General features: G+C 68.8%; 28 protein-coding genes and 1 tRNA gene. 15 read left to right on the top strand and 14 right to left on the bottom strand.

The genetic code is table 11. The features are described 5' to 3' along the window. Positions 1–38 precede the first annotated feature (38 nt). The 3 genes from N5079_RS14930 to N5079_RS14940 form a co-directional block, all read right to left on the bottom strand. On the bottom strand, positions 39–392 hold the full coding sequence (locus N5079_RS14930; RefSeq protein ID WP_261584352.1) for an FmdB family zinc ribbon protein: 354 nt from the start codon (positions 390–392) through the stop codon (positions 39–41). Positions 393–522: 130 nt separating this feature from the next. After that, positions 523–2,022 carry a potassium/proton antiporter gene (locus N5079_RS14935; RefSeq protein ID WP_261584516.1) on the bottom strand — a complete coding sequence of 500 codons (1,500 nt, stop codon included), beginning with the start codon at positions 2,020–2,022 and terminating at the stop codon, positions 523–525. Positions 2,023–2,063: 41 nt separating this feature from the next. Continuing rightward, positions 2,064–2,639 (bottom strand): 5-formyltetrahydrofolate cyclo-ligase, encoded by a 576-nt coding sequence (locus tag N5079_RS14940; protein WP_261584353.1) that lies wholly within the window; start codon positions 2,637–2,639, stop codon positions 2,064–2,066. A gap of 33 nt (positions 2,640–2,672) precedes the next feature. Here N5079_RS14940 and galU point away from each other — a divergent pair, with 33 nt between their 5' ends. From galU to N5079_RS14975, 7 genes are all read left to right on the top strand, one after another. Next, the gene (gene galU, locus N5079_RS14945; RefSeq protein WP_261584355.1) at positions 2,673–3,578 is read left to right on the top strand and encodes a UTP--glucose-1-phosphate uridylyltransferase GalU; all 906 of its coding nucleotides are present in this window, start codon (positions 2,673–2,675) and stop codon (positions 3,576–3,578) included. Positions 3,579–3,614: 36 nt separating this feature from the next. Then, positions 3,615–4,799, top strand: coding sequence for a gephyrin-like molybdotransferase Glp (glp, locus tag N5079_RS14950; protein ID WP_261584356.1), 1,185 nt, complete (start codon positions 3,615–3,617; stop codon positions 4,797–4,799). A gap of 14 nt (positions 4,800–4,813) precedes the next feature. Further along, entirely contained in the window at positions 4,814–5,293 is a 480-nt protein-coding gene (gene moaC, locus N5079_RS14955) for a cyclic pyranopterin monophosphate synthase MoaC (protein ID WP_261584517.1), read from the top strand. A gap of 11 nt (positions 5,294–5,304) precedes the next feature. Next, a complete protein-coding gene (locus tag N5079_RS14960) occupies positions 5,305–5,820 on the top strand; it encodes a molybdenum cofactor biosynthesis protein B (protein ID WP_261584357.1) in 516 nt (171 codons plus the stop codon). A 59-nt stretch (positions 5,821–5,879) separates the two neighbouring features. Continuing rightward, positions 5,880–6,524, top strand: a complete 645-nt coding sequence (locus N5079_RS14965) for a GNAT family N-acetyltransferase (protein WP_261584358.1) — start codon at positions 5,880–5,882, stop codon at positions 6,522–6,524. Positions 6,525–6,705: 181 nt separating this feature from the next. Continuing rightward, the gene (locus N5079_RS14970) at positions 6,706–7,449 is read left to right on the top strand and encodes a hypothetical protein (RefSeq protein WP_261584359.1); all 744 of its coding nucleotides are present in this window, start codon (positions 6,706–6,708) and stop codon (positions 7,447–7,449) included. A 49-nt stretch (positions 7,450–7,498) separates the two neighbouring features. Next, a tRNA-Ala gene (locus N5079_RS14975) sits at positions 7,499–7,575 on the top strand. Positions 7,576–7,641: 66 nt separating this feature from the next. Here N5079_RS14975 and N5079_RS14980 read toward each other — a convergent pair. After that, positions 7,642–7,812: a hypothetical protein gene (locus N5079_RS14980; RefSeq protein WP_261584360.1), complete on the bottom strand. Its 171-nt coding sequence runs from the start codon at positions 7,810–7,812 to the stop codon at positions 7,642–7,644. A gap of 740 nt (positions 7,813–8,552) precedes the next feature. Beyond that, on the bottom strand, positions 8,553–9,074 hold the full coding sequence (locus N5079_RS14985; RefSeq protein WP_261584361.1) for a hypothetical protein: 522 nt from the start codon (positions 9,072–9,074) through the stop codon (positions 8,553–8,555). A 633-nt stretch (positions 9,075–9,707) separates the two neighbouring features. Here N5079_RS14985 and N5079_RS14990 point away from each other — a divergent pair. Beyond that, positions 9,708–10,265: a DUF3592 domain-containing protein gene (locus tag N5079_RS14990; RefSeq protein ID WP_261584362.1), complete on the top strand. Its 558-nt coding sequence runs from the start codon at positions 9,708–9,710 to the stop codon at positions 10,263–10,265. Between the two features lie 485 nt (positions 10,266–10,750). Here N5079_RS14990 and N5079_RS14995 read toward each other — a convergent pair whose 3' ends face one another. From N5079_RS14995 to N5079_RS15005, 3 genes are all read right to left on the bottom strand, one after another. Further along, positions 10,751–11,299: a GNAT family N-acetyltransferase gene (locus N5079_RS14995; RefSeq protein ID WP_261584363.1), complete on the bottom strand. Its 549-nt coding sequence runs from the start codon at positions 11,297–11,299 to the stop codon at positions 10,751–10,753. 310 nt (positions 11,300–11,609) lie between these two features. Beyond that, positions 11,610–12,071, bottom strand: a complete 462-nt coding sequence (locus tag N5079_RS15000) for a hypothetical protein (protein WP_261584364.1) — start codon at positions 12,069–12,071, stop codon at positions 11,610–11,612. A 246-nt stretch (positions 12,072–12,317) separates the two neighbouring features. Further along, entirely contained in the window at positions 12,318–13,298 is a 981-nt protein-coding gene (locus N5079_RS15005) for a helix-turn-helix transcriptional regulator (RefSeq protein WP_261584365.1), read from the bottom strand. Positions 13,299–13,393: 95 nt separating this feature from the next. Here N5079_RS15005 and N5079_RS15010 point away from each other — a divergent pair, with 95 nt between their 5' ends. After that, a complete protein-coding gene (locus tag N5079_RS15010) occupies positions 13,394–13,963 on the top strand; it encodes a DinB family protein (RefSeq protein WP_261584366.1) in 570 nt (189 codons plus the stop codon). A 162-nt stretch (positions 13,964–14,125) separates the two neighbouring features. Here the strand turns inward: N5079_RS15010 and N5079_RS15015 are convergent, their stop codons facing one another. Further along, positions 14,126–14,983: a class I SAM-dependent methyltransferase gene (locus tag N5079_RS15015; RefSeq protein ID WP_261584367.1), complete on the bottom strand. Its 858-nt coding sequence runs from the start codon at positions 14,981–14,983 to the stop codon at positions 14,126–14,128. Between the two features lie 214 nt (positions 14,984–15,197). On the opposite strand from N5079_RS15015, the gene N5079_RS15020 reads away from it, so the two are divergent. From N5079_RS15020 to N5079_RS15030, 3 genes are all read left to right on the top strand, one after another. Continuing rightward, positions 15,198–16,049 (top strand): alpha/beta fold hydrolase, encoded by an 852-nt coding sequence (locus tag N5079_RS15020; protein ID WP_261584368.1) that lies wholly within the window; start codon positions 15,198–15,200, stop codon positions 16,047–16,049. Positions 16,050–16,455: 406 nt separating this feature from the next. Next, on the top strand, positions 16,456–16,875 hold the full coding sequence (locus N5079_RS15025) for a hypothetical protein (RefSeq protein ID WP_261584369.1): 420 nt from the start codon (positions 16,456–16,458) through the stop codon (positions 16,873–16,875). Positions 16,876–16,901: 26 nt separating this feature from the next. Further along, on the top strand, positions 16,902–17,252 hold the full coding sequence (locus N5079_RS15030) for a cupin domain-containing protein (protein WP_261584370.1): 351 nt from the start codon (positions 16,902–16,904) through the stop codon (positions 17,250–17,252). Positions 17,253–17,292: 40 nt separating this feature from the next. Here N5079_RS15030 and N5079_RS15035 read toward each other — a convergent pair whose 3' ends face one another. After that, entirely contained in the window at positions 17,293–17,562 is a 270-nt protein-coding gene (locus N5079_RS15035) for a hypothetical protein (RefSeq protein ID WP_261584371.1), read from the bottom strand. Here N5079_RS15035 and N5079_RS15040 point away from each other — a divergent pair. After that, positions 17,540–17,794 (top strand): hypothetical protein, encoded by a 255-nt coding sequence (locus N5079_RS15040; protein ID WP_261584373.1) that lies wholly within the window; start codon positions 17,540–17,542, stop codon positions 17,792–17,794. The two genes, N5079_RS15035 and N5079_RS15040, sit on opposite strands and share 23 nt — an antisense overlap. 207 nt (positions 17,795–18,001) lie before the next feature. Here N5079_RS15040 and N5079_RS15045 read toward each other — a convergent pair whose 3' ends face one another. Beyond that, positions 18,002–18,967: a MinD/ParA family protein gene (locus N5079_RS15045; RefSeq protein WP_315967837.1), complete on the bottom strand. Its 966-nt coding sequence runs from the start codon at positions 18,965–18,967 to the stop codon at positions 18,002–18,004. A gap of 500 nt (positions 18,968–19,467) precedes the next feature. On the opposite strand from N5079_RS15045, the gene N5079_RS15050 reads away from it, so the two are divergent. After that, positions 19,468–20,061, top strand: a complete 594-nt coding sequence (locus N5079_RS15050) for a hypothetical protein (RefSeq protein WP_261584374.1) — start codon at positions 19,468–19,470, stop codon at positions 20,059–20,061. 167 nt (positions 20,062–20,228) lie between these two features. Here the strand turns inward: N5079_RS15050 and N5079_RS15055 are convergent, their stop codons facing one another. Further along, the gene (locus N5079_RS15055; protein ID WP_261584375.1) at positions 20,229–21,527 is read right to left on the bottom strand and encodes a hypothetical protein; all 1,299 of its coding nucleotides are present in this window, start codon (positions 21,525–21,527) and stop codon (positions 20,229–20,231) included. An 84-nt stretch (positions 21,528–21,611) separates the two neighbouring features. Further along, complete coding sequence (locus tag N5079_RS15060; protein ID WP_410007790.1) at positions 21,612–23,225, bottom strand: dolichyl-phosphate-mannose--protein mannosyltransferase; 1,614 nt, start codon at positions 23,223–23,225, stop codon at positions 21,612–21,614. A gap of 106 nt (positions 23,226–23,331) precedes the next feature. On the opposite strand from N5079_RS15060, the gene rsmI reads away from it, so the two are divergent. Continuing rightward, a complete protein-coding gene (rsmI, locus tag N5079_RS15065) occupies positions 23,332–24,153 on the top strand; it encodes a 16S rRNA (cytidine(1402)-2'-O)-methyltransferase (RefSeq protein WP_261584376.1) in 822 nt (273 codons plus the stop codon). A gap of 2 nt (positions 24,154–24,155) precedes the next feature. Here rsmI and N5079_RS15070 read toward each other — a convergent pair whose 3' ends face one another. Continuing rightward, entirely contained in the window at positions 24,156–25,694 is a 1,539-nt protein-coding gene (locus tag N5079_RS15070) for a hypothetical protein (RefSeq protein ID WP_261584377.1), read from the bottom strand. Between the last annotated feature and the right edge of the window lie 93 nt (positions 25,695–25,787).

Raw genomic sequence — 25,787 nt, forward strand, 5'->3', positions numbered from 1 at the left:
TAACTCCGCGGAGGCCCGGCCGGCGCCGGGCCCGATCGTCACGCCGCGGAGGTCGCCGCTGAAGCCGTGCTGCCGGAAGCAGATCCCGAAGCCGATCCGGAGGCCGGCGTCGAGGCCGCGGCGGGAGCGGCCTCCTTGGCCGAGTCGCCCGACTTCTTCGCGGAGTCACCGGACTTCTTGGAGTCGCTCGACACCGTGGAGGTGGACGAGCCCGACGACCGGCTGTCGGTTCGGTAGAAACCGGACCCCTTGAACACGATGCCGACCGGGGAGAAGACCTTGCGCAGCCGGCCCTGGCATTCCGGGCAGTCCGTGAGCGGGTCGTCAGAGAACTTCTGAACGACCTCCAGCTGCTCACCGCAAGCGGTACAGGCGTACTGGTAGGTGGGCACGCACTCCTCCTGAGACTGGCACTCGACCCGTTCGACTGCTAATGGTAAGCAGTCAAGGAGCACAAACGCCACTCCAGCCCGGTTTATTGCAGCTTCGCCCAGCGCACAGCCCCCGGCCCGTCCCCACCCGCTAGGCGCCTCGCTCGCCGTACCAGCCCGCGAGCTTGCCCCGGCGGCTGACCGCGCGCAGGCGGCGTTCGACGGTTTCCCGTTGGGCGGCGGTGGTCACCACGAGAAGCTGGTCCTCCGCGCGCAACCGGGTGTTCTCCGTCGGCACGAAGGATCGGTCGCCTCGGACGATCATCGTGACCAGGGCGTTCGCCGGAAGCCGCAGCTCGAAGATCTCGACGCCGTGCATCCGCGAGCCGGGCGGGATGCGGATCTGGAGCAGGTCGGCGTTGAGCTCCTCCAGGGGCGCGGCTTCGACGGACAGGTCGCGGGCCTCTCCCTCGGCCGTCACGCCGAGGATCCGCGCCAGATAGGGCAGCGTCGGCCCCTGCACGAGCGTGAACACGATCACGATGATGAAGACGTCGTTGAACAGCCCCTTGGCTCCCGGCACGCCGGCGGCCCACGGAATCGTGGCGAGCACGATCGGCACCGCGCCGCGAAGACCGGCCCACGACAGGAACACCTGCTCCCGCCAGGACAGGCTGCCGATTCGCGCGAGCCGCACCAGCGCCGCGGAGACCACGACCGAAAGCGGCCGGGCCAGGAAGACGAGGGCCAGCCCGGCGACCATGGCCGGGATGATCACGCGCGGCAGCTCGGACGGGCTGGCGAGTATGCCCAGCATGACGAACAGGCCGATCTGGGCCAGCCACGCCGCGCCCTCGGCGAACCCGCGAGTCGCCGCCCGGTGGGGCAGCCGCGCGTTGCCGAGGATCAGCGTGCTGACGTAGACGGCGAGGAAGCCGCTTCCGTGCAGCAGCGCCGCCCCGCTGTACGCGACGAAGGCCAGCGCCAGCACCGCGATGGGATAAAGGCCCGAGGCGGGCAGTGCCACCCGGCGCAGGGCGTAGGCGGCGGCCGGTCCGACGGCGAGGCCCACCGCCGCGCCGATGCCGAGCTCGTAAGCGGTTTCGAGCGCCACCTGCCACAGCGACGGCATCGGCTGGGAGGCCGCGCTGAGCATCATCACGACGATGACCGTGGGGGCGTCGTTGAAGCCCGACTCGGCCTCCAGGATCCCGGCCAGCCGGGGAGGCAGGGGAAGCCGCCGCAGCACGGAGAACACGGCGGCGGCGTCCGTCGAGGCGAGGACCGCGCCGAGCAGCAGCGCCATCCGCCAGTCCATGCCCAGCAGGACGTGTACGGCTACCGCCAGCGCGACGATGCTGACCGCGATGCCCACCGTGGCGAGCACGAGCGCGATCGGCACGGCGTCGCGGACGTGGGCCCAGTTGGTGGTCAGGCCGCCTTCGGCCAGGATGACGGCGAGCGCGATCAGGCCGAGCTGCTGGGCGAGCTGGGCGCCCTCGAAGTGGATGCCGCCGATCCCGGACTCGCCGAGGAGCAGCCCGAGCCCCAGGTAGATCAGCAGGCTGGGCAGGCCGGTGCGGTGGGCGATGCGGACGGACGCGATGGCCGCGATGACGACGGCGGCGGACAGGAGAAGCCAGATGTTCAGCCTTACCCGCCCCCCTCCTCCCGCGACTTATCGGAATCTTTTCACATATGCACCAAACGTGTGATTCCGGTCGGTAGGGCCGCGAACCGTACACGCTGGTCATGCGGCTCGGCCGGCACGTCCTTGATCAGCTCGCCCTCGTGGAGCAACGCCACCGTCGGGACGTTCGGCCCGACCCGGGAGAGGGCCCTGTCGTAGAACCCGCGGCCGCGGCCGAGCCGTACGCCGGTGAACCGGTCCACGGCCAGGGCCGGCACGATGACCAGCGCGGCCGTGCGGATCGTGTCCACGCCGCGCCGGGTGTCCACCGGCTCCATGATCCCGAACGGCCCGGGCGCGAGGGAGTCGGGCCCGTCGTACACCGCCCAGTCGAGGTCGCCGTCCGGCCGCTGCACCGGGAGGATCACGGTCGCCCCGTGCTTCCACAGCGCGAAGACCAGCCCGTGGGTCGAGGGCTCCGAGCCGGTCGACCAGTAGCAGGCGACCAGGCCCGCCATCTGCACCCATGGCTGGTCGAGCAGCGTCTCCCGCACGGCGGCGGAGGACTCCCGCAGGGTCTTCTCGTCGATCCTCGAACGGCTGTCCAGGATCCGCCGTCGCAGGGTCACCTTGTCCATAGCCCGCTCCGCCTGCTCCGTTAGTGTTCAGCCATGGCTGACTTCGATCCCGTAACCAAAGCCGTGGTCCCCGCCGCAGGTCTCGGCACACGGTTCCTGCCCGCGACGAAGGCGACCCCCAAGGAGATGCTGCCCATCGTCGACAAACCGGCGATCCAGTATGTCGTCGAAGAGGCGGTTTCCGCCGGACTGCTCGACGTGCTCATGGTGACCGGTCGCAACAAGCGCTCCATCGAGGATCACTTCGACGTAGCGTACGAGCTTGAGGACGCGCTTCGGGCCAAGGGGGACGAGGAGCGCCTGTCGCAGGTCCAGGAGCCCGTCGACCTCGCGACCATGCACTACGTACGGCAGGGCGAGCCCAAGGGCCTCGGTCACGCGGTGCTGTGCGCCAAGCAGCATGTCGGCCACGAGCCGTTCGCCTGCCTCCTCGGTGACGACCTGATCGACCCGCGGGATCCGCTGCTCAAGCGGATGATCGAGGTCAGGGCGACGTATGGCGGCAGCGTCGTCGCGCTCATGGAGGTCCCGCGCGAGCAGGTCTCGTTGTACGGCGCGGCCGCGATCGTGGCGACCGACGAGGACGACGTGGTCCGCGTCACCGACCTGGTGGAGAAGCCGCCGGCCGACGAGGCCCCGTCGAACTGGGCGGTCATCGGCCGTTACGTGATCGACCCGGAGGTCTTCGAGGTCCTGGAGAACACCCCGCCCGGGCGCGGCGGCGAGATCCAGCTCACCGACGCCCTGCGGACGCTGGCGGCCAGGGGACCCGAGGAGGGCGGGCCGGTTCACGGCGTGCTGTTCCGGGGCCGCCGCTACGACACGGGCAACAAGCTCGACTACCTGCGCACGGTCGTGCAGTTCGCGGCCAACCGCGACGACCTGGCGCCCGATTTCCTGCCCTGGCTCAAGGAGTTCCTCGACCAGGTCGGATCGTAGAAATCACAGCAATCGCCGAAAGAGGACTCTCGGACCATGAAGACGGTCGACCGGCATCTCGCCGACATCCTGGCGACCGTACGGCCGCTGGCCCCGCTCGAGGTCGAGCTCGAGCGGGCGCTCGGCGCCGTGCTGGCCGAGGACGTCGCCTCACCCGTGCCACTGCCGCCTTTCGACAACTCGGCCATGGACGGCTATGCCGTACGGGCCGAGGACGTGGCCGGTGCTCCCGTGACCCTGCCGGTGATCGAGGACGTGGCGGCGGGGGACAGTGAGCTGCGCGCGGTCGGGCCGGGGCTGGTCTCCCGCATCATGACCGGCGCGCCTCTGCCGGCTGGCGCCGACGCCGTCGTCCCGGTGGAGTGGACCGACGGCGGCGCCGTCACGGTCAGGATCGACAGGCCCGCGCCGCCCGGCCACGCGATCCGCCGCTCGGGCGAGGACGTGCACGCCGGGGACGTGGTGCTCCGCGAAGGCACGCGGATCGGCCCGGCCCAGCTCGGCATCCTCGCCGGAGTTGGACGGCGTCGCGTGACGGTACGGCCCCGGCCGAGGGTGGTCGTGCTGTCCACCGGCGCCGAGCTGGCCGAGCCCGGCACGCCGCTGGCCCCCGGACAGATCTGGGAGTCCAACAGCTTCATGCTGGCCGCCGCCGTACGCGAGGCCGGGGGAGAGGGGTTCCGCGCCGGGGCCGTGACCGACGACCCGAGGGAGTTCCTCGACACGCTCGACGCCCAGCTCGTGCGGGCCGACGCCGTAATCACCAGCGGCGGCGTCTCCATGGGGGCCTATGAGCCGGTCAAGGAGGCCCTCGCGCCGCTGGGCAAGGTCATGTTCGAGAAGGTCGCCATGCAGCCGGGCATGCCGCAGGGCTTCGGGGTCGTCGGGCCGGACAGCGTGCCGATCTTCACGCTGCCGGGCAACCCGGTGTCGTCGTTCGTGTCCTTCGTGGTGTTCGTGAAGCCCGCCCTGCGCAGGATGCAGGGGCTGCCCGAGGGACCTCCGGAGACCGTGCGGGCGACCGTGACCTCGGCCCTGCGGTCGCCGCCGGGCAAGCGGTCCTACCTGCGCGCGGTCCTGTCCGGGGACACCGTCGCGCCCGTCCTCAGGCAGGGCTCGCACCAGCTCGCCGCACTGGCCTCCGCCAACGCGCTCATCGTCGTCCCGGAGGACGTGACCGAGCTGCCCGAGGGATCCGGCGTGGAGGTGATCCCGCTGTGAGCGAGGTCAATCCGATGAACCCCGAGAACCGCCTGACGCACATCGACGAGTCGGGCGCCGCGCGGATGGTGGACGTCTCGGGCAAGGACGTCAGCGCCCGTACGGCAACCGCCACTGGCCGCGTCCTTCTCTCGCCGGAGGCGGTGGCCCTGCTGCGCTCGGGGGAGGTGCCGAAGGGCGACGCGCTGGGAGTGGCCAGGATCGCCGGGATCATGGGAGCCAAGCGCACGCCCGACCTCGTGCCGCTCTGCCACCCGATCGCCCTGCACGGGGTCAAGGTGGAGTTGGCGGTCGTCGACTCGGGAGTGGAGATCACCGCCCGGGTCCGGACGGCCGACCGGACCGGCGTCGAGATGGAGGCGCTGACCGCCGTCTCGGTGGCCGCCCTCGCCCTGGTCGACATGATCAAGGCAGTCGATCCGGCCGCCGTCATCGGCGACGTACGCGTAGAGGAGAAGACCGGCGGCAAGACCGGCATCTGGACGCGTGACTGACGTCCGAGCCGATGTCGAGGCAGATCAGTTGGATCGAGGGGAGCACGGCTGTGCGGGCTTTGGTGATCACGGTCTCGAACAGGGCCTCCGCGGGAATGTACGAGGACCATTCGGGGCCGCTGCTGGCGGCCCTGCTCGCCGAGGCGGGCTGTGATCCGGTGGACGGCCCCCGCGTCGTCCCCGACGGGGAGCCGGTCGAGTCGGCGCTGCGCGAAGGCATCGCCGAGGGGTACGACGTGATCGTGTCCACCGGCGGCACCGGGGTCACGCCTCAGGACCTCACCCCCGAGATGACCCGCCGCGTCATCGACCGGGAGATCCCCGGCATCGCGGAAGCCGTACGGCAGGTGAACAGGGACAAAGTGCCCACTTCGATCCTGTCCCGCGGCCTCGCCGGACAGGCGGGTTCGACGCTAGTCGTCAACCTCCCTGGATCGTCCGGTGGCGTCCGTGATGGGATGGCTGTGCTCGGGCCTATCCTGGGCCACGTGGTCGACCAGATCCATGGCGGCGATCACACGGCTTGAGTGGAGCCACGACACCCCTGGCGTGGCGCGTTGACCGTCTTCCGGTGGATGATTGACGAATGGATCGACTTCGCGGCTGGCCGGCGACCCTGGTGGAGGGGCCCGTGGGGCTCCGGCCGCTGCGCCTGCGTGACGTCCGGGACTGGCGGGACACCCGGTTGCGCAACGCCGAGTGGCTGCGACCCTGGGAGCCGAGCAATCCGGAGACCCCCCTGTTCAGGACGGGTCTCGGGCCGTACGTCTCAATGGTCGGCACGCTCAGGCGGGAGGCCCGCCAGGGGCTGGCTTTGCCGTGGATCGTCACTTATGACGGAGTGTTCGCGGGGCAGCTCACCGTCGGGGCCGTGGTCTGGGGTTCCGCGCGGTCGGCCCAGGTGGGCTACTGGATCGACGGTGCCCTCGCCGGGCGCGGCATCATCCCGACCGCCCTCGCCATGGCGGTCGATCACTGCTTCTTCACCACCGGCTTACACCGTCTCGAGGCGAACATCCGGCCGGAGAACCACGCCAGCCGCAGGGTCGTGGAGAAGCTCGGCTTCCGCGAGGAAGGCGTGCGCAGGCGCCAGCTGCACATCGACGGCGCGTGGCGCGATCACATCTGCTACGCCCTGACGGTCGAGGACGTGCCGCGCGGCCTCCTCGTCCAGTGGCGCAGGACTTCGGACGGCTCGGCCGCCCGGCGAAGCGAGCCCAGCCCGGGTTAGCCAAACGATCTCCGGGGAAGGTCCGGTCGGGATCGAATTACATGAACAGCTTTGACGATCTCGCGACACACCGGACTCAATGCTCGTCAACGAGTGACACGCAGTCTTACGGTGCGTGACGTGAGCACCTCTCCGATGACTCGAGTCCCCGGATGTGTTCACCATGCCCGGAGGTGGCCGCATGGGTAGCGCCGTCCTCTATCTCGCCATCGTCGTCATGTGGTTGAGCGTCCTGCTGCCGATGTGGCTGCGCAGGGACCGTCACGTCAACGACGACCTCTACGACGACCAACCGGCCGAGGCGGACACGGTCGTCGACGGACCGCCCGAGGACCGCTCCAACGCCGCACCGGAGGAGCAGTCCTCGGCGTCCACGCCCACGTCCACCACCCTTGGCGCATCCGTCACAGGGTCTGTGGCGCGGTCTCCGAGCGGGAGTGGGTTTCCGGCCGGGGGTGCCTCGGGAGCCGGTGAGGGGAGCTCCGCCGCGGCTGACGATGGGGGCGGCACCGCTCCTGTCGCCGCCGAGGGCGAGAGCGCGGCGCCGGCGGGGCCTCGCCGTACCCAGGCGCGGCGGCGGGCCACCATCGTGGCCCGCCGGCGCAGGCGGCTTCTGTGGAGCATCCTGCTCCTCCTGGCGTCCGTGGTGACGGCCGCCGTCCGGGTCGTGCCCTGGTGGGGCGTGACCCCCTCGGGCGTGCTCCTGGTGGCCTATGTCGCCGTCCTGCGCGTCGCCGTACGGGTCGACAGGGAGCAGCGGGAGAAGGCGGCTCGGGCGCGGGCGGAGCACCTGCGCAGGGCGCGGCAGCGCCGCCGCGCCCTGGCGGCCATGGCGCGCGAGGCCGAGATCATCCAGTTCGAGGCACGCAAGCGCGCCCAGGTCTTCGACCAGTACGCCGACGGACGCCGCGCGGTGGGGGACTGACGGGATGGCGCGAGGAGCCCCAAGAGTTTGCTAACCTAGTCGAGTCGTTGGGGCTATAGCGCAGTCCGGTAGCGCACTTCGTTCGCATCGAAGGGGTCTGGGGTTCAAATCCCCATAGCTCCACCAACGTCAGAGCCCGGTTCCGATCACGGAGCCGGGCTCTTTTGATCTTCCGAGTGACTAACTGAGTGACTACGACTTGAAGAGGTCATCCATCGCCTCAGCCCCTTCCAGCAGGACCGGACGGAGCTGCTTCCGATAGACCGTCTCGGTGACCTTCGTGTTGCTGTGGCCCACCAGGCGAGAGATGTACTCGATCGGCACTCCACTGGCCGACAGCAGCGAGACGAAGCTGTGCCGCATCTCCCGGGGCGTCCATTCCTTCCGTTCAGCCCTGCCTTCTTGACGACCTTACGGAAGGCCCGCCGTACGTTGTGCGAGTCGAGGGGGGTTCCGACCGCGGAGGCGAAGACGAGGCCGTGATCCTGCCATCGGGAGCCAGCGGCTTTGCGGGCGACGGCCTGCCGCTCACGATGAGCTGTGAGCGCTTCCGCGCAAAGCTTTGGCATGGCGAGCGTCCGGCGGGACTTCTCGGTTTTGGTGTCCCCGCCAGCCCTGACTGACCGCCACACCATGATTGACGGCGGCTCACCCTCCAGATCCGCGACCGAAGGGGCGACGCTGGCGAGGAGAAGGGAAAGGAAGAGCGAGGAGGAGGCGGGAGGTGCAAGGGAAGACCTTGGGGCGCTGCGGCTCCGGGATGATCGCGATTCACAGGCGACAGGCGCATCAGTGGTTGAGGTAGGAGCCCTGATCTTCCCGCCCGCCATCGACCCGGGCAGAGCCCAGCAGACCGACTCCTACAGGTCAAGCCCGGCTGTGCAGGCAGGGCAACCAGTGCATGAGGAAGTCCACCGGGAACATGAACACGCGAAGCCGAGCTTGACCCTCCGTCGCCGGCCCGCTGCCCCTCCGGGGCGGGTCGAAGGCAGACGGGAAGATCAGGGCAGGGAAAGATGTGCTGGCCGCACAGGGGACTTTCAGGGCACAGCGCTCCGGCAAGTGGCGACAGGCACTGTCAAGGGACAGCAGCGTTTCCGAGGTCAGAGCTGATCCAGCCCACTCTCTCGATCGCTCATGACGACTGTCCTCCGGCGTTTGTTGCGATCTAGGTCGCTCCGCATGCAATGGCGCAACTCCGCAAATCGGTTCGCCCATTGATCCTGAGCGGCACGGTAGGCCGGGTCATCGTGTGTGCCTCCTCCGCCTTCCACAAGATCGCGCAGGCTTCTCAGAGCATTGAATGCAGAGGTGGATGCCTCGATGACCTCGTCTGGTGCGAACAGTGCAACCTGGTACCGCATCTCATACGCTTTGGCATCCTTGAAGGCATCGAAAGCCAAGCGAGCCCTATCGTCAACGGATGCCATCGAATACCGAGCGGCGACTCGAAGGTTATGCCGCGTCAGAGACAGTGCTGCAAGGTAGTCCCCATATGCCTGACGTTTGATAGCACGGTCGCCTTCTCGTTGGCTGCGACTTGCCCGTGTCCAGTCAGCAACAAGCGTTGCGCCGACGCCAATCACGGCGCCAAGTATCGTGCTTAGTAATGGTATCCAGTCCATCTTAGAAAGATTACTGGCTGGTTCCTCGTGAGTGACGAACTGAGTGACAACCGCCGCGAACATCAGCGAACTTCAGCGAGCAGTAACGGTCCATTTGAGCAGGTCAACCGCGACAACAGCACACGTCGAGGTATCCGCGCCTTGGCTTTGGGAGCAAGGAGTGATCACATGGTGGTCATGGTGCCTACGATGATGTGATGGGCTTGGGTAGGGGGAAGACGGAACACGCCGGCGCACGTGACATGAGCCGGAAGCATGGACACTGGGGGCTCACCGAGGAAGCGAAAGCTTGGGCCAGCAAAGCTCGTCGGCGCGATGAGAAGGAGGAGCTGAAGGCCGCGGTCGTCGAAATGGCGGACGGTGAGCCTGCGTGTGAACCCTCTTCGGAGGAAGATCACTAGGGCACATCCAGGGCACACGGCACCGGCAGACGGCCGAAACCAGTGTCAAACGACGGAAGTGTTCTTCCAGGTCGCGCCCCCTGCTCCTGCTTCCAATGCAGGTCACGGACATGCGCAATTAGAACCCGGCCTACAGGCCGACTCGGCCGCCGCCTGTCTGCCGTGTCGCCCACGAGCGCAAGAAGCGGACAGCCGCCGTGAACTTTTCCGTTGGCGCGCGCGTTGTCACGGCATGGTCACCTGGTTTCCTGCCGGGTACTTCCGGCGTCACGTACTCCCATTACTCGGCATCGGCCTTCCGTTGCTCGCACTGTCGATCTGGTTGTACGCCGACCAAGCCTCATTCGCGCGCCGCGCCATCGTCACGACCGGCACGGTGCAGGAGGTACTGCGGGGCGCACCGATCTATCGCGATGACGGACAGACGTCCGTCAGGATTAATGGCCGGGTGCGCTACACAGCGAACAATGTGGAGATCGTTAGCGTGGTTCCTCTGGGCTCCTGCGGCGGGGGGTTGGCCGCCACGTGCGTATCCTCGAAAGCTGGCGACACGATCAAGGTGGCGTACGACCCAACCGATGTCGGTCGGGCGAAAGTCGTTCCATGGAGCGGCCTGCCCATGTGGCCGGTGCCGCATGTCTTGATCTGGGCCACGGCTTTGATCAGCCTGGTCTGCCTCGTAGCGGCAGGGATCAACGTGGGGGCAGTGCGGCCCATTCGTCCGCTGAACGCGAGACGACACGATGGGCGTTCACACCACAGCGATAGCCCAGACGACCGCAAGGCGTGAGTGACCAACTGAGTGACGACAGCCGTGAGCGACCTCGAACATCAGCGAACCACGCTGGACAGTTTGAGCAGATCAACCAGCACTTCTGTGCACCTTGGAGCATCGCCGAATTGGCTTCGCATCGAAGGGGTCTGGGGTTCAAATCCCCATAGCTCCACCAACGTCAGAGCCCGGTTCCGATCACGGAGCCGGGCTCTTTTGATCTTCTGCCCGCCGGGGGTGAGATCGGCGAAGGGGGCTGTTTTCCTGAGCTGCTCTCGGGAACACCGCGGGGGATCGAGTGAGGCGATGCACAGCGCAGCCCGGTTGCCATCACGGCCCGCACTCCCACGGAGGCACACGGACACAGAGGTCTACCAGTTGGACCGCGGCTGTGGCTTTTACCCTCAGCCGGGGCGGAACGGGAGCGCTCTCGCGGTGTTCCTGGGATGGTTTTCTCTGCTCATGGCGCTGAGGTCGGGCCTGACCCTACGTCGCTGGCGCCATCAGGCGTCGAGGTCGCGGAGCCCGACGGCGTCGTGACCCCAGAACGGCTCGGAGTAGACCAGCGTCCCCGTCATCCACGGCTCGTACGCCGGAAGCCTGATCACCTGAAAGGCGGCATCGGGGATGCGTAGTGACGGCTTGCGGAAGCCCAAATCGGCCCCGGGGGTGAACCCGAAGCGGAAGTAGTAGCCGGGGTCGCCTTCCAGGAAGACGAGGGGGCTCTCCCCGTCGGTGAGAGTCGCGAGCCCGGCGCGGACCAGGGCCGAGCCGATGCCCTGCCGCTGGCGCTCGGGCAGCACGCCCAGCGGGCTGAGCACCCGCACGTCGACCAGTCGCCGCGGGGCATCGAGCAGGCTGCGGGTGAACATGACGTGCCCGACGACCTGCCCGGCGTCCTCGGCCACGAGCGCGAACCCCCCGCCGGAGCGGATCCCGTCGCGCAGGGTGTCGACCAGATCGGCCACGATTCCGCCGTGGTCGCCGAACGCTCGCAGATGGACGTGACGCACGGCGCCCGCGTCGTCCGGCCGCTCTTCTCGAAGCTCCACCCCCGCAGGCTAAACGGTCTGTCCCGTCGCCGGCATCCTTTTTCACCCGCCTGCCCCGCGGCTGGTATCGACGGCGAGGCGCAGCGTGAGACCGGCATGGCTGTACAGCAGCCCATACAGCAAGGCCGCCACCTTGTAATCAGAAGGTCGTGCAGCGACCAACAGCGTGCCAATGCAGACGAGGGCGAATACTGCTCGCCGCACTCTTTAGTTTAGGAAGATCCACTCCCACCTGGAGAAGTGTCTGTGTCGCGCCTGGATGCCCAAGAAGCGTTGTAGTCGGCTGAGGCTCACCATGATTCGGCCCTCTCTACTTCACGATGACCGTCCACTCCGCACTCATGCTGATGGTCCTGTCGTTTCCCCGAATAGACAGAGTATGTTCACCCTTGGCTAGAGGCTGGAGGTAGACCCAGAGGCCGCAGAGGTAAGTGTGGCTCTTGCCTGCTAAGCCGTCCAGGGGGTTGTCCTTCGCACCGGTGTATGTGATGTAGTCATTCTCCTCGCGCCCATAGGTGACCTCCCGCCCGTCCAGGACGACGTGACCTTCGGCATTTGCCATGAACGATTTGCACGCCTCCTTGTTCTCACCGGTGATGAAGTAGATCACTGGAAACGCGATGGGCCTGGTGGCCGGGATGGCACAGGTCCGTTTCCCGCCGAAGCTGCCAGAGAGGAACCACACGTCTTTGGGCTGGTTGCGGCCACAGAATCGCGCTGGTCCGAAGTTGGGGTTCGTTTCCGCAGGCTCTGACGTGCCCACGTCATCCATCGTCCTTGGACGTCAGGCGCGCGCCACAGCTCATCGCCCTTAATGGGTCCCACATTGCGGCACCCTGTGATCAGACCGATGATCAGCAAGAGTGTGAGGATATATCGACGGAAGTGGTCGCCTTCTCGCTCAACTGAGTACCCAGCGTTGAGGACTTGCTCACCACTGTGGGGGCGCATGCCTGCATCATGGCAGTGCGGTCCGACAAATGCCGTGCAGATCAGCGGCAAGCTGAGGTAACGACCATCATGATGGTACGGATCCTTCTTTGAACTGGGCCCGGTTGAACCGGGCTCCCCAGTTGTGGATCTGGTCGAGCAATTCGGGCGGGCTGAGGACGCGAAACTCAGCGTCGAGCACGCCCAGCGCCATGGTCGGCCAGTCGAGGGAGTCGGCGGTCATGCGCATCCGGCAATGCTCGGCGTCAACCTTCTCGACTGTGCTCCACCTGCCGATCCGTTCGCGCACGATTTCGGCCGGGGCGTCGACCAGGACCTCCACCCGGTACGGGCGGGGCAAATTGTCCAGGCCGGCGCGGACGAACTCGGCGGCGTCGGCGGCGGGCAGGTCGCGGGGCCGGAACCGGGAGCCGGTGCCGTGTGGCTCGGTGAGCCGGTCGACCCGGAAGCTGCGCCAGTCGTGCCGGGTGAGGTCGTAGGCGACCAGGTACCAGCGGCGGCCGAGGCAGACCAGTCGATGCGGTTCGGTGTGCCGGTCGGTGTGGCGGCCGTCGGCGGCGGTGTAGGAGAAGCGGAGCTGTTCGCTGTCCCGGCAGGCCAGCGCGACCGCGGTCAGCACGCCCGGGTCGACGCCCGCCCCGGCCGGGCCGTCCCAGCCGCCGGGCACGGTCATCGCGCGCAGCGCGTCGATCCGGCGCCGCAGCCGGGCCGGCATCACTTGCACCACCTTGGCCAGCACCCGCACCGAGGACTCGGCGATGCCCTCCACCGCACCCTGCGCGGCGGCCTGCAGTCCCACGGCCAGGGCGACGGCCTCCTCGTCGTCGATCACCAACGGCGGCAGTGCCGCGCCGGCGGCGAGCTGGTAGCCGCCGTCCACGCCGCGCTGCGCCTCGACCGGATAGCCCAGCTCGCGCAGCCGGTCGATGTCCCGGCGCAGGGTGCGGACCGAGACTTCCAGCCGCTCGGCCAGTTCGGCGCCCTGCCAGTACCGGTGAGTCTGAAGCAGGGACAGCAGCCGCAGCGTCCGGGCGCTGGTGTTCGCCATGTTTAGAAGTCTTCCGCAATTCAGGTCGCAAAGTGACCGCTATTGCCACCAGTGTGGTCGTGACCGGCAGAACAGGACAACGGAAGGCAGAGATTATGAGCGGGACCATGACCGTCAACGAGCTGACCACCCGGGACGCCGCCGACGCGCCGGCCGCCACCGGTGAGCGCGCCGACCTGCTGGCGATGCTGGCCAAGCACCGGCACTTCCTGCGCTTCACCACCCGCGACCTCACCGACGAGCAGGCCGGGCGGCGGACCACCGCCAGCGAGCTGTGCCTGGGCGGACTGATCAAGCACGTCGCGGCGGTCGAGCGGACCTGGGTGGACTTCATCCTGGACGGTCCGTCGGCGATGGGCGACTTCACCACCATGACCGAGGCCGACTGGACCCGGTGGGCCGACGAGTTCCGGCTGCTGCCCGGTGAGACGCTGGCCGGTGTGCTGGCCGGCTATGCCGAGGTGGCCCGCCGGACCGACGAGCTGGTCGCGACCCTGCCCGACCTGGACGCCACCCGGCCGCTGCCGAAAGCCCCGTGGTTCGAGGCCGACGCGCGATGGTCGGCCCGCCGGGTGCTGATGCACATCCTGTCCGAGACCGCCCAGCACGCCGGACACGCCGACATCATCCGTGAGTCCCTGGACGGCGCCAAAAGCATGGGCTGACCAGCGGCGCCGCCAGAGCGTTCCCACGCTGATCCGCGCTGGAACGGCGACATCCACGAGATACGGACGGCCTCGTCGCGCCCAACGAAAGCTTCGGCGGCTGGACCAAGACCTTCACCGCCCCCCGTACGGCTAAGCCGGCGAACTGTACGTGCCCTCGGGTCAGTGGTGAACGGCGGCGCGGGTCAGGCGGCAGAGGTCAGCGGGGCGGAGGGCGTCGGAGCGGCGCCACAGCGCAGTGTCGATGCTGTCCGCCTGCCGTACGTGCTCGACCGCCGCAAGGCCATGCTGGTCCAGCAGAACAGACAGGTCCTCGGGAGTGAAGAAGGACAGCCAGGGCTCGCCGCGCTCAGCGGCGGCGGGGAGCGCGAAGTCCGCGTAGGCGCTGCCCCGCTCGTCCCGGAGGGCCGGAGGCAGGGCGTACTCCATGATCAGTTCCGTGCCGGGGGCCAAGCGGCGGATGGTGGCGAACGTCGCGGCGACCGCCTCACGGGTGAGGTACATGGACACCCCAAGCCAGCTCACCAGAGCGGGCCGGGACGGGTCGAAGCCCGCGGCGCTCAGGCCTGCCATCAGATCGTCGGTCTCGAAGTCCACAGGTGCGAAGGTCAGGCCGTCCGGGGCCGTGATGCCGGCGGCGTCGAGGAGGCCGCGCTTCCACCGTTGCGTGGCCGGATGGTCCACCTCGAAGACCTCGACCCGGCCGATCATCCCGGAGCGATAGGCGAAGGTGTCGAGCCCCGCGCCGAGGATCACGTACTGCTCCAGGCCGTCGCGGGCCAGGTCGGCCAGGCGGCGTTCGGTGTAATGGCTCCGGGCTGTGACCTGGGCCCGAGTGCCCGAAAGGACGACGTGGTCGCCATGCGCCCGGTGATAGCCGATGAACTCCTCGGCCCGCTCGCCGAGCAGGGACGCCGCCACGGTGTCGCGAAAGATGAAGGGCTCCTGGTCCACCACGAGGTGGGCCGCGCGGGCGGCCGCCGCCATGAGCGCTGTCTGGCTGAGTTGCTCTTCGTGCATAGCCGTCGTTCCTTTCTGATTACCGGGAACGACGATGCTAAATGCAAAAGAGTATTTCAGGGCTCCATCATAGCAAACCTAAATAAATTCCGAATCACTGATTGATGAATAAGGAATCACGGTTGTCATTAGTGTTTCTGTCGCATTGTCTGGCCCCCGGCCGGGCATGGCCGTCGTTCCCGGCGTTGTCGTAGGCGACTACTACGCTCAACGGGTGACGACAGAAGGTGATCTTGAGCTGGATGACGGGCGCACGCTGCACTACTACGACACGGGTGCGAACGGAGCGGATGGGCGGCTCGCCGTTTTCTGGCACCACGGCACGCCGAACATCGGCGCGCCTCCCGCGCCTCTTTTCGCCGCCGCGGCCCGGCTCGGCATCCGCTGGATCTCGTATGACCGGCCCGGATACGGCGGATCAACTCCGTGCCCCGGCCGGGACGTGGCGTCGGCGGCCACCTACGTGGCCGGCGTCGCCGACGCGCTGGGCATCGATCGGTTCGCGGTCATGGGCCATTCCGGCGGCGGCCCGCACGCCCTCGCGTGCGGCGTGCTGCTGCCGGAACGCGTCCTGAGCGTGGTCAGCGTGGCCGGGCCGGCCCCGTTCGGCGCGGAGGGGCTTGACTGGTTCGCGGGCATGGCCGCCTCCGGCGTGGCGTCCCTGCGCGCCGCCGCCCAGGGACGCGCGGCGAAGGAGAGGCACGAGGCTTCGGCCGCCGAATACGACCCGGAGTTCACCTCGGCCGATCATGCGGCGCTCTCCGGTCCGTGGTCCTGGTTCGGTGAGGTCGTCGGCCCGGCTGTGGAGGGCGGCGCCGGCGGGTTGATTGACGACGACCTCGCGTACGTCTCCCCGTGGGGGTTCGACCCCGCGCAGGTGAGAGCGCCGGTCCTCTTATCGCACGGTGGCCGGGATCGGGTCATCCCGAGCGCGCACAGCGAGTGGCTCGCGCACCGCTGCCCGTCGGCGGAGTTGCGGTTGTCCCCGGACGACGGACACATCTCGATCCTCACCTCCGGCGAGGCCGCCATGGAGTGGCTCCGGGAGCACGCCGCTCAGGCTTAGGTCGCCGCCGTCAAAGCACCACCAAAGCCATCAAAGCACCAACAAATAGACCCGGCTCGGCGCAGGACCTTCCCCAAGGTCACCTGGAGGGCCAGGCCGAAGTCCCGCGCGAGCCTGCCCAGCGCCTCGGTCTAGGCGACGGTGTGCGAAATGGGCTTCTCCGCGAATGACATGCGTGCCGGCGCGGGATCGGCAGGATCGAAGCAGTCTCGCCACGTCTCATCGCCCTCTCCCGGTGGCCCCGCCGGTGGCGGGGCGCATCATGATGGCAGGTGGGCCGACGCATGGCTTCAGGCGGCACGTCCCGGACGGCAGCGCTTTTTGAGTGGTGGCGGCCAGGCGGACGGGCTCTGGCGCGAGAGCGGCCGCTCCGACGCCGGGAACGGGACAGAGACATGGGGGCAGGATGGCGCTGGGCCTCGCCACGGGCGTGGCATTCACGTGGCTCGGGATGGTGCTGGCGATCTCGTTCCTGGAGGCGCCGCTGAGGTTCCGCGCGCCGGGCGTGGACACCCGGATCGGGCTCGGCATCGGCCGGCTGGTCTTCCGCGCGCTCAACATCGTCGAAGCCGTCCTCGCGGCGGTGCTCGTCATCTCGGTCGTCGCCGGCGGCGCGATGGTCAGCACTGTGCTTACTGCGCTTGTCGCGGCGGCTCTTCTCGGGATGCAGATCGGGATCGTACGGCCACGGCTTACCCGGCGTTCTGACCGCATCCTCGCGGGCGAAAAGGCCCCACGATCTCGGGGTCATCACGCCTACGTCATCCTGGAAGTCCTCAAAGTCGCGGCCCTGCTCACCAACGGCATCCTGCTGCTGAGGGCATGAACCGCCCCATACCGAAAGGCGTCACCATGGAGCCGATATCACTGACCACCCTGGCGAGCGAGCACCTGGCCAAGGCGCGGGAGAACACGAGTGGACGCAGTGCGCAGACCGTTCACGGCGGACACCAGCACGCCCTACGCCAGACACTGATCGCACTGGCCGCCGGGCGTGGCCTCGACGAGCACGAGAGCCCCGGCGAGGCCACATTGCAGGTGCTGCATGGACGCGTGCGCGTCGCGAGCAGCAACGACACCTGGGAAGGCGCGGCAGGCGACTACCTCGTCATACCGCCGGAGCGGCATAACCTGACGGCGCTCGACGACTCCGCCGTTCTGCTCACCGTGGCGGTGGACGCCGGCCCGGCCACCACCCACTGACCGCCCGCTCAATCGTGAGCCGGGTCGTTGGTGCTGAGCTTCAGGGGCGCCACTCGTCGCGGTAGCCGGGATGCCAGTCGTAGGCGGCGGCTTCGAGGCGGAGGAGATGCTCGGCCTGGGCTCGCTCCCCGACGTCGATCAACCCGCCGCCGAGGATGTGGGCGAGATAGTTGAGGCGTCCCCTCTTCGCGGCGAGGTCGCGCTCTTCCCGGAGATACGCGGCCAGAGCCTCGGCGGACGTGGCGTCGTCGATGGACCCGCGCGCCGCCTCGTCGAGGCGAGCGCGGATGAAGACGATCAGCTCACTCATCGGCGGCCTTCATAAACAGGCCGCCGGCGATGAACAGGCCGCGCGTGACGAACAGGCCGCGCGTGACGAACAGGCCGCGCGTGACGAACAGGCCGTCCGCGATGAACAGGCCGCGGACGAGCGTGCGGGCGTGCCGCCTGGCATGGGCCGGCTTCGGGGAGACCCGGCGGGCGTGATGGCCGTCGCGGGCCCGCTTGGCGAGAACCCGGCGACCGTGACGGCCCGCGCGTAGCTGTCGCAGTCGAAATCGCTCATGCCGGTATCCTCCCCCAACGGCTCACGCCGTTCCGATGATTCGGTACAAGCCGGGCGTCAGGAGACCCCGCCGAAAGGCAGGAGATGGGCAGGGCCGCCTTGCTGGGGCAGAGGCGGCCCTTCCGCTGGTGGCACATCGGCGCCCATGAACGACCCGCATACGCGCGGAGGGCGCCGTGCCGAGTCAGTCCCCCGCCGCCACGGGCTCCGCCGGCTGCGGGGCTCCGTTCCGGCTCCCTCGAGGCCGGGACGCCGATGCCCACGAAGGGGCCAGGGTCGCCGCGGACTCGCGTGAGGGACGGCGCTGCTGGGAGAAGGCCGAGCCCACCGTGGCGGCGAGGTACATGTAGGCCTCCCGCGTCGAGGGTGCGAGCGCATCCAGCTCGAACTCGGCGTCTTCCTCCAGGTGGGGATCGAAAGGAATGGTCACCACGGTGCGGCAGCGCTCGTCGAAGTGGTTGTGGAGCGCTTCCAGGTCCACAGTCGACTGGCTCTCGTGGCGGACTCCCGACAGGACCACGGTGGCCGAGTGCGCCAGGTCGGCATGACCGTGGGCCTCCAGCCAGTCCAGGGTCGCTCCCGCCGACCGGGCCGCGGCCACCGACGGAGCCGTCACCAGCACGATCTGGTGGGCCAGCTCCAGAGTGGCCGACATCGCCGAGTGTGACAGGCCGGTGCCGCAGTCAGTGATGCAGATCGAGTAGAAGTGCTCCAGAAGCCCGGCAACGGTCCGGTAGTCCGCGGCGCTGAAAGCCTCCGACACTGCGGGGTCGCGGGCGGATGCCAAGATTTCCAGCCTGCTCGACGGCGACTGCGAGGTGAACGCCCGGATGTCGGCGTATCGCGGCTGGTCCAACGTGATGAGCGTGGTCAGCAGCTCCCGGACGGTCGCCGTCGTCTCGACCGGCAACCGGTCGGAGAGGGTGCCGCGATCCGGGTTGGCGTCCACCGCGATCACCCGGTCACCCCTCAGGGTGGCGAGGGTGGCCCCCAGCCCCACGGATGTGGTCGTCTTGCCGACGCCGCCCTTCAGACTGAGCACGGCCACCCGGTGGTGACCCCCCGCCACCGGCGTGCGGGCTCGGGCGACCAGTTCGCGACGGCGCAGCTCACGCGGCGACTCGCCGAGATGCAACAGCCCCCCGCTCATCTTGTACACGGCGCGACGCCAGCCTCCCGAGGGGGCGCGCCGCCTCACCCGTAGAAGGAGCTCCGGAGTGAGACGATCCGTGGGGGTGGTGGAGGAATTGCCCTCATATGGGGCCGCCAACCCTCCTGCTGAGACGGACACCTGCTCCTGGACCACGGTGACCTCCGTTGATAGCCGATTGATAGCCCGTGTTGATTGCCGTGTTCGCTTGCCGTGTTGGTTGCCGTTCGTGAAGAGCAAGGGGCATGCCGCGGAGAGGAGTGGTCAAGCCTGCCGGCTTGTCATACGGACGTACGGCACGGCTTCGCCTCGTCATCTTGATCGCGTCCCCCGAATGCTCCTGATCATGTTGTGACCGGCCATGGCCGCTGCCGCGGACGACATGGCACACGCTACGATGTGTCATCGTACGGTTACTCTGCGTATGTACGCAAGGCTTAGACGTGATATGCCCCATTTCCGGATACCTCGATCGTCTTGACTACTAGTCTGTGTCGTTCGTGAACGGACTCGACGGCGAGTGGAAGGGCAGACGGATGCGGGTTGTGCTGGGCACGGTTGTCATGGGGGCCGCGGTGGCGCTGGCCGCCGGGGGATGCAGCGCGGAGCCCCAACCCGCGACGTCGGCGGTCAAGGGCGTCGTCACCGCTCCGGCCGTCTCCAAGGAGACGGGGGACACGCTCGCTCAGGGCAAGGTGGTGGACAAGGGCCACCCCAGGGCGTCGGTTCCGGTGCTCGCGGTGGCCTGGCCCAAGAGCGAGGTCCTGGACAAGATCGCCGAGGGCGCCGACGTGCCGACCGCCGTCGTCGCCCGCGCCACGACGGACGCGAACGGCCTGTTCCAGCTCCGGCTGAAGCCGTCCGACCTCGATCCCGTATACGTCGAGGACGGCGGCGACGTCCAGATCGAGCTCTTCCTGCAGAACCAGGACGGGCCGTCGTGGCAGTTCACCGCCACGCGGGGGGACAAGGGCTGGTCCACCGCCGACGCGGAGCCGGGCAAGGAGCGGCCGCTCAAGGCCGAGCTGGAGCTCGACCCCGCCTCAGGGGAGCTGAAGGTCCGCCGCCTGGACACCACAGCCGCACAGGGCTAGCCGCCGACCCGGCCGGCCGTACGGCGCGCACAGGCGGCTCCCAAGCCAGGTGACCCCGGCCCGCCGTACGGCCCGCGCAGGGCGGGCTCCCAGGCCAGGTGACCCCGGCCCGCCGTACGGCCCGCGCGGGCGGTTCCCAGGCCAGGTGACCCGACCTGCCGTACGGCTCAGCCGAGGCCGGCGTACTGGCGGGGGCGCAGGGCCTGGGCCCGCAGGGCCGCCAGCGCGGCCTGACGGCCGGACTCGGTGAGCTGCCAGGGGGCGTCCCAGGAGCTGTCGGCCCGTAGGTCCAGAGCGTCCAGGCGGCGCAGCAGCTCGCCGAGCGGCCCGGCCAGGTCGAGAGCCGTCACCTGGCCACCGGCGGCCGTGCGCCAGCCTTCGCCGTTCACCACGTCGGCCACCCGGTCGCGCAGCTCGGCGTACTTGATCTGCCTGTTGTCCACGAGCAGCATGAGCGCCGACTCTCGGATGGAGATCTCGAAGTCGTGCTCGCCACGGGCCGGGGCGAGCAGCGCGGCGGTGGCGGCCTCCCACAGCGCACCCGGGCTGTCCAGCAGGGCGCGCCCGGCGGGCGTGAGGACGAGCCTCCTGCCGGTACGGCGGAGCGCCCCGAGCTCCTGGATGGCGATCTCCTTGAGCGTCGTCAGCGCGGGCACGTCGGCCTCGCTCCGGACCGATCGCGTGGTCATGGCGTCCCAGCCGAACCGGTCGACGGCGTCCACGGCGAGCGCGCGGGCGAGGTTGAGCCGCTCCGTCAGCGGCACGCCCTTGTCGGCCAGGCCCAGCAGCCATCGGAGCGGCTCCAGGCAGGGCTCGGCCGGCGCCGGAACGGGGGCGTGCAGCCGCACCTCGAAGGGTTGCGCCAGCTCGCGGCGGGCGCTGCCGCGTCCGAGCACCCAGCGGTTCAGCCGCTCCCCGTGGACCCGGTGCAGCCAGCAGTCGCCGCCGAGCTCCGGTCGGGGGGCGGTCAGCCACCGCCTGGTCAACGCCTCGCGGTCGATTCGGTCGCCGGACACGATGGCCAGCTCCAGCGCGGCCGCGCAGGCGAGGTGGGCTCCGAGCTCCTCCGGCCCCATGATGGAGCTCCACGACAGCTCGGCGATGTCGGGCGGCAGGACGCCGGTGGCCTCGAGCGCCTGGTGGTAGGCGGTTGCCCCGGCCTCCTCACCGTCGCGGGCGTAGGTGCGCAGGATCTGCGCCGTGACCGGGGAGTCGCACAGCCCGGCGTACCGCCCCATCCCGCCGAGCCGGAGCAGCTCGCCGAGCGCCCGGGCGATGGCCGGGCGGTCGCCGGTCACCTTGAGCGGCAGGGTGTACCAGAGGAACTCGCACACATCAAGCTGGCTGATGGTCTCCAGCGCTTCGCCGCCGGTCAGCCATTCGACGGCGACGCGGGCCGACTCGGCGATGTCCGGCTGAGAGCGCTCCAACTCGGCCAGCAGCGCGGCCACGTCAGGTGCGGGCATGACCCGCAGTCTGCCGTATGGGACCCACCGTTGACGACGACCCACTGCCACTCGCAACCACCCCCGGGACAACGATACGGAGGGTCAGATCCACGACTTGAACAGCATGCGGCTGTGCCAGAGGTCGTACGGCACGACCTGCGCCGCGATGACCGGATAGAGCCACCAGAAGTTGAGCAGCGACAACAGCGCGAAGGCGCCCGCGACCGCGGCTCCCACGACACGCCGTCTCGGCGCGGCGGCCACGGGACCGATGATCAGCCCGCACGCCAGCACGATGGCCAAGATCATGAACGGCACCATCGGCAGCGCGTAGAACATGAACATCGTCCGGTTGTCGGCGATGGCGAAGTAGAACCAGGGCAGCCAGCCGGCCGCGTAGCCGACCAGCACCGCTCCCGCGCGCCAGTCCCGGGTCGACACGTACCAGGCGATCATCGCGATGAGGGCGGCGAGCCCGCCGAACCAGATGATCGGGGTGCCGGTGCCGAGCACCGCCCATGAGCAGGTGGCCGCGCCGCAGGTCCTGGGCGACTCGTAGAAGAACGCGACCGGCCGGAGCAGGAGCGGCCACTGCCAGGGCTCCGACTGGTACGGGTGGCTCGTCTCCAGGCCGGTGTGGAAGCTCAGCACCTGCTTCTGGTAGTCGATCCACGACCGCAGGGAGTCGATGACGAAGAACACCGGCCCGTTGGAGGTCGCCTGTGCCCAGTTCCGGCCGTAGCCCTTGTCGGTGGCGAACCAGCCGGCGAACGAGGCGACGTAGGCCAGCACCGGGACCACGGCCATCCAGGCCGCCGCCAGCGGCAGGTCGAGACGCAGCATCCCGGCGTACGGCCGGCGCAGGCCGGCGGCCCGGCGGGCGCCGGCGTCCCAGACGAGCGACATGATCGCGAAGGCCGCGATGAAGAAGACGCCGGTCCACTTGGTGGCCAGGGCGGCGCCGAGGCACGCTCCGGCCGCGAGCCGCCACGGCCGCCAGCCGAGCGACGGCCCGAGTGCCACCCCCACGGTGGAGGAGGTCCTCTCGTGCCAGTCCGCCAGCCGCCGCCGGGCGTCGTCCCGGTCGGTCACCAGGCAGGCGAAGCCGGCCAGCACCCAGAACATCAGGAAGACGTCCAGCAGCGCCGTACGGGACAGCACGAAGTGCAGCCCGTCGAGGGACAGCAGGAACCCGGCGAGGCAGCCCAGCAGTGTGGACCTGGTCATGCGCCGGGCCACCCGCGCCAGGATCAGGATGGAGATCGTCCCGAGCAGCGCGGGGGCGAACCGCCAGCCGAAGGGGTTGGCGCCGAAAATCAGCTCGCCGAGGCCGATCAGCCACTTGCCGAGCGGCGGGTGCACCACGTAGTTGGCGCACTGCTCGACCTGCTCGCACTGCTTGAAGATGTTCGTGTTGCCGGCCAGCAGCAGCTTGTCGGCGCCGTCGACGAACTGGCGCTCGACCCAAAACTTGATCATGGAGAACGAGTCCTTGGCGTAGTAGGTCTCGTCGAAGACCACCGCCTTGGGGACGCCGAGCCCGGTGAAGCGCAGGACTCCTCCGAAGAGGGCGACGATGATGGGCCCGATCCACCCCCACATGGCGCTGCCTGTCATGGGACGCGCGAGCCGGTCGCGCACGGAGATCGGAGGGGCGGCCTCCGGCTCGGGCTCCGGCTGCTCGAACGCCTGGTAAGGGAAGTCGGTCACGGCCACCCGGACAGATTACTGGGGCAGGCAGGTCCCGAACATGGCGTACGCGTGGATTGGGAACATCTGGTCGTTCGCGGGGCAACGTTTCATCGAGTCATAAGGTGGACGGGTGCTTATTCTCGCGGGAGCCCCGATCGGTCAAATGGGAGACGCCTCGCCCCGGCTCCGTGAGGCGCTCGGGACGGCGGACGTGATCGCCGCCGAGGACACCCGCAGGCTCAGGCGGCTGGCGTCCGACCTGGACGTGACCGTCACCGGACGGGTGGTGTCCTACTACGACGCCAACGAGGCCGCGCGCGCCCGGGAGCTGCTCGACGCCCTGCTCCACGGCCAGACCGTCATGGTGATCACCGACGCCGGCATGCCGGGCGTGTCCGACCCCGGATACCGGCTGACCCATCTGGCGGTGGAGGCCGGTGTCCCGGTGACCGCGCTCCCGGGCCCGTCGGCCGTCACCACGGCGCTCGCCGTGTCGGGGCTGCCGAGCGACCGGTTCTGCTTCGAGGGGTTCCCGCCGCGCAAGCCCGGGGAGCGGGCGAGGAGGTTCACGAGCCTGGCCGAGGAGGAGCGGACGATGGTCTTCTTCGAGGCGCCGCACCGCCTGCCGGCCTGCCTGGAGGCCATGGCCGAGGCGTTCGGCCCGGACCGTCCCGCCGCCGTCTGCCGCGAGCTCACCAAGACCTACGAGGAGGTACGGCGAGGCCCCCTGGGCGAGCTTGCCGAGTGGGCGCAGGGCGAGGTCAGGGGGGAGATCACGCTCGTGGTGGCCGGGCGGCCGCCCGAGACGGAACCGCCCGCCATGGAGGATCTCGTCGCGGAGGTGGCCCGGCGGGAGGCGTCGGGCGTGTCACGCAAGCACGCGATCGTCGACGTGGCCAAGTCGGCGGGCGTCCCCAAGCGCGACCTCTACAACGCCGTCCACGGCGGCTGAGGTCACCCGCCCTTGGTGCCCTTCGGAAGGCTGGTGACCTTCGGAAGGCTGGTGACCTTCGGAAGGCTGGTGACCTTCGGAAGGCTGGTGATTTTCGGAAGGCGAAGCGCGGCGAGAGTGATCGCGGCGGCCAGGCAGGCGAGCGGCACGGCCGGCAGCAGGTAGCGGTAGTCGAACTCGGCCGTCGCCGCCGGGGCGAGGATCAGGCCCACGGCCCCGAGCCATGGCAGCAGGACCGGCCCGCCGAGGCCGCGCCACCGCACCGCCACGCCGTACAGGCCGGTGAGCAGGAGCAGGCCGAGCACGATGCCCGGGAGCCGCACCACGTTCTGGTAGCCGATCATGAAATCGGACCAGGGCCGGACGACATGGGTGGCGGCCTTGCCGTTCTCGTACGCCTCGGCGTCCCTGTCGGTCGTGCTGTGGTAGGAGGTCCACTTCGGCAGCTCCCGCGTGAACGGGTTGTCGAAGTCGTAGAGCTTGTAGGTCTTGTAATCCGGGAACTGAGGCCGGTCCCAGCGGAAGGAACGGAAGAAGTCCTTGGCCACCACCGCGAGGTAGTCGCCGGGCTGCGAGAGGATCGCCCTCTTCGCGAACGCGCCGGCGTTGGTGTTGATCTCGGGGGTGAACCTCATGCCGGAGCCGAAGACGTGGAGCTGGTTCTCGTTGTCCCACCACAGGTAGGCCTGGGCGGAGGGCTCCCGCTTCTCGGGCGGGGTGTTGATGCACAGGAGGGCGAGCTCCAGCTCCTTGCGCTTGTCCAGGTTCATCTTGTGGCAGTCGGCGAACAGCGACGTCCGCATGTAGAGGATGGCGCCGTCACTGTTGGTCATCGAGAACTGGCCGTTGACGGCCTTGAACCAGCCCATGTACGCGACGACCGGGACGGCGCACGCCACGAGCACGGCGGCGACCGGCTTCCACCCCGCCCGCTTGATGGCCAGGTAGCCCACGACCAGGGCCAGGATCGGCAGGCCGATGCTCCTGGTCAGCGCCGTGAGCGCCAGCAGGAGCCCAATGGCCGCGCCCACCCGCCAGGACATGGCGTCGTGCCACAGGACCAGCGTGACCACTCCGACCACGAGCAGGATGAACATCGAGTCCGACATGATCAGCTGTTCCAGCTGGATCTGGTAGGCGTCGAACAGGACCGGAACCGCCGCGAGCGTCGCCCCCCATTTGGGGACCCCAAATTTGTGGGTAAGAAGGGCGTAAATGAGTAGCCCTGTGGCGAGTCCCATCAGATGCTGCGTGAAGACGACGGCGGCGAAGCTGTGCAGCGGCCTGAGCATCAGCAGCCAGAAACCGTAGCCATCCGGGCGGATCGGGTGCGGCCGGGGTCTCAGCGCCACCGAGACGTAGTCGTAGGAGTCGTTGAACCACATCGCCGGGCCGAACCCGAGCATGGTGACGATCCTCAGCAGGGCCGCAAGGCCAAGGGCGATCACGAAGATTCGATGGCGGCGCAGCAACACGAGGAGACGCCGCCACCCGCCAAGCGGGGGGGCGTCGACTACCGGAGGCTCCGCGACCGCGACCATGGTTACAGAATGCCAGCCGTTTTGCGGTCTTGACTCGGGCACCAGGGGGAAGCGGGCATCATTGGTGTCCTGCCGTCATATGCGAGGAGTTGC

It is taken from the genome of Planotetraspora sp. A-T 1434 (assembly GCF_025420585.1).
GTDB lineage: Bacteria > Actinomycetota > Actinomycetes > Streptosporangiales > Streptosporangiaceae > JAOEGB01.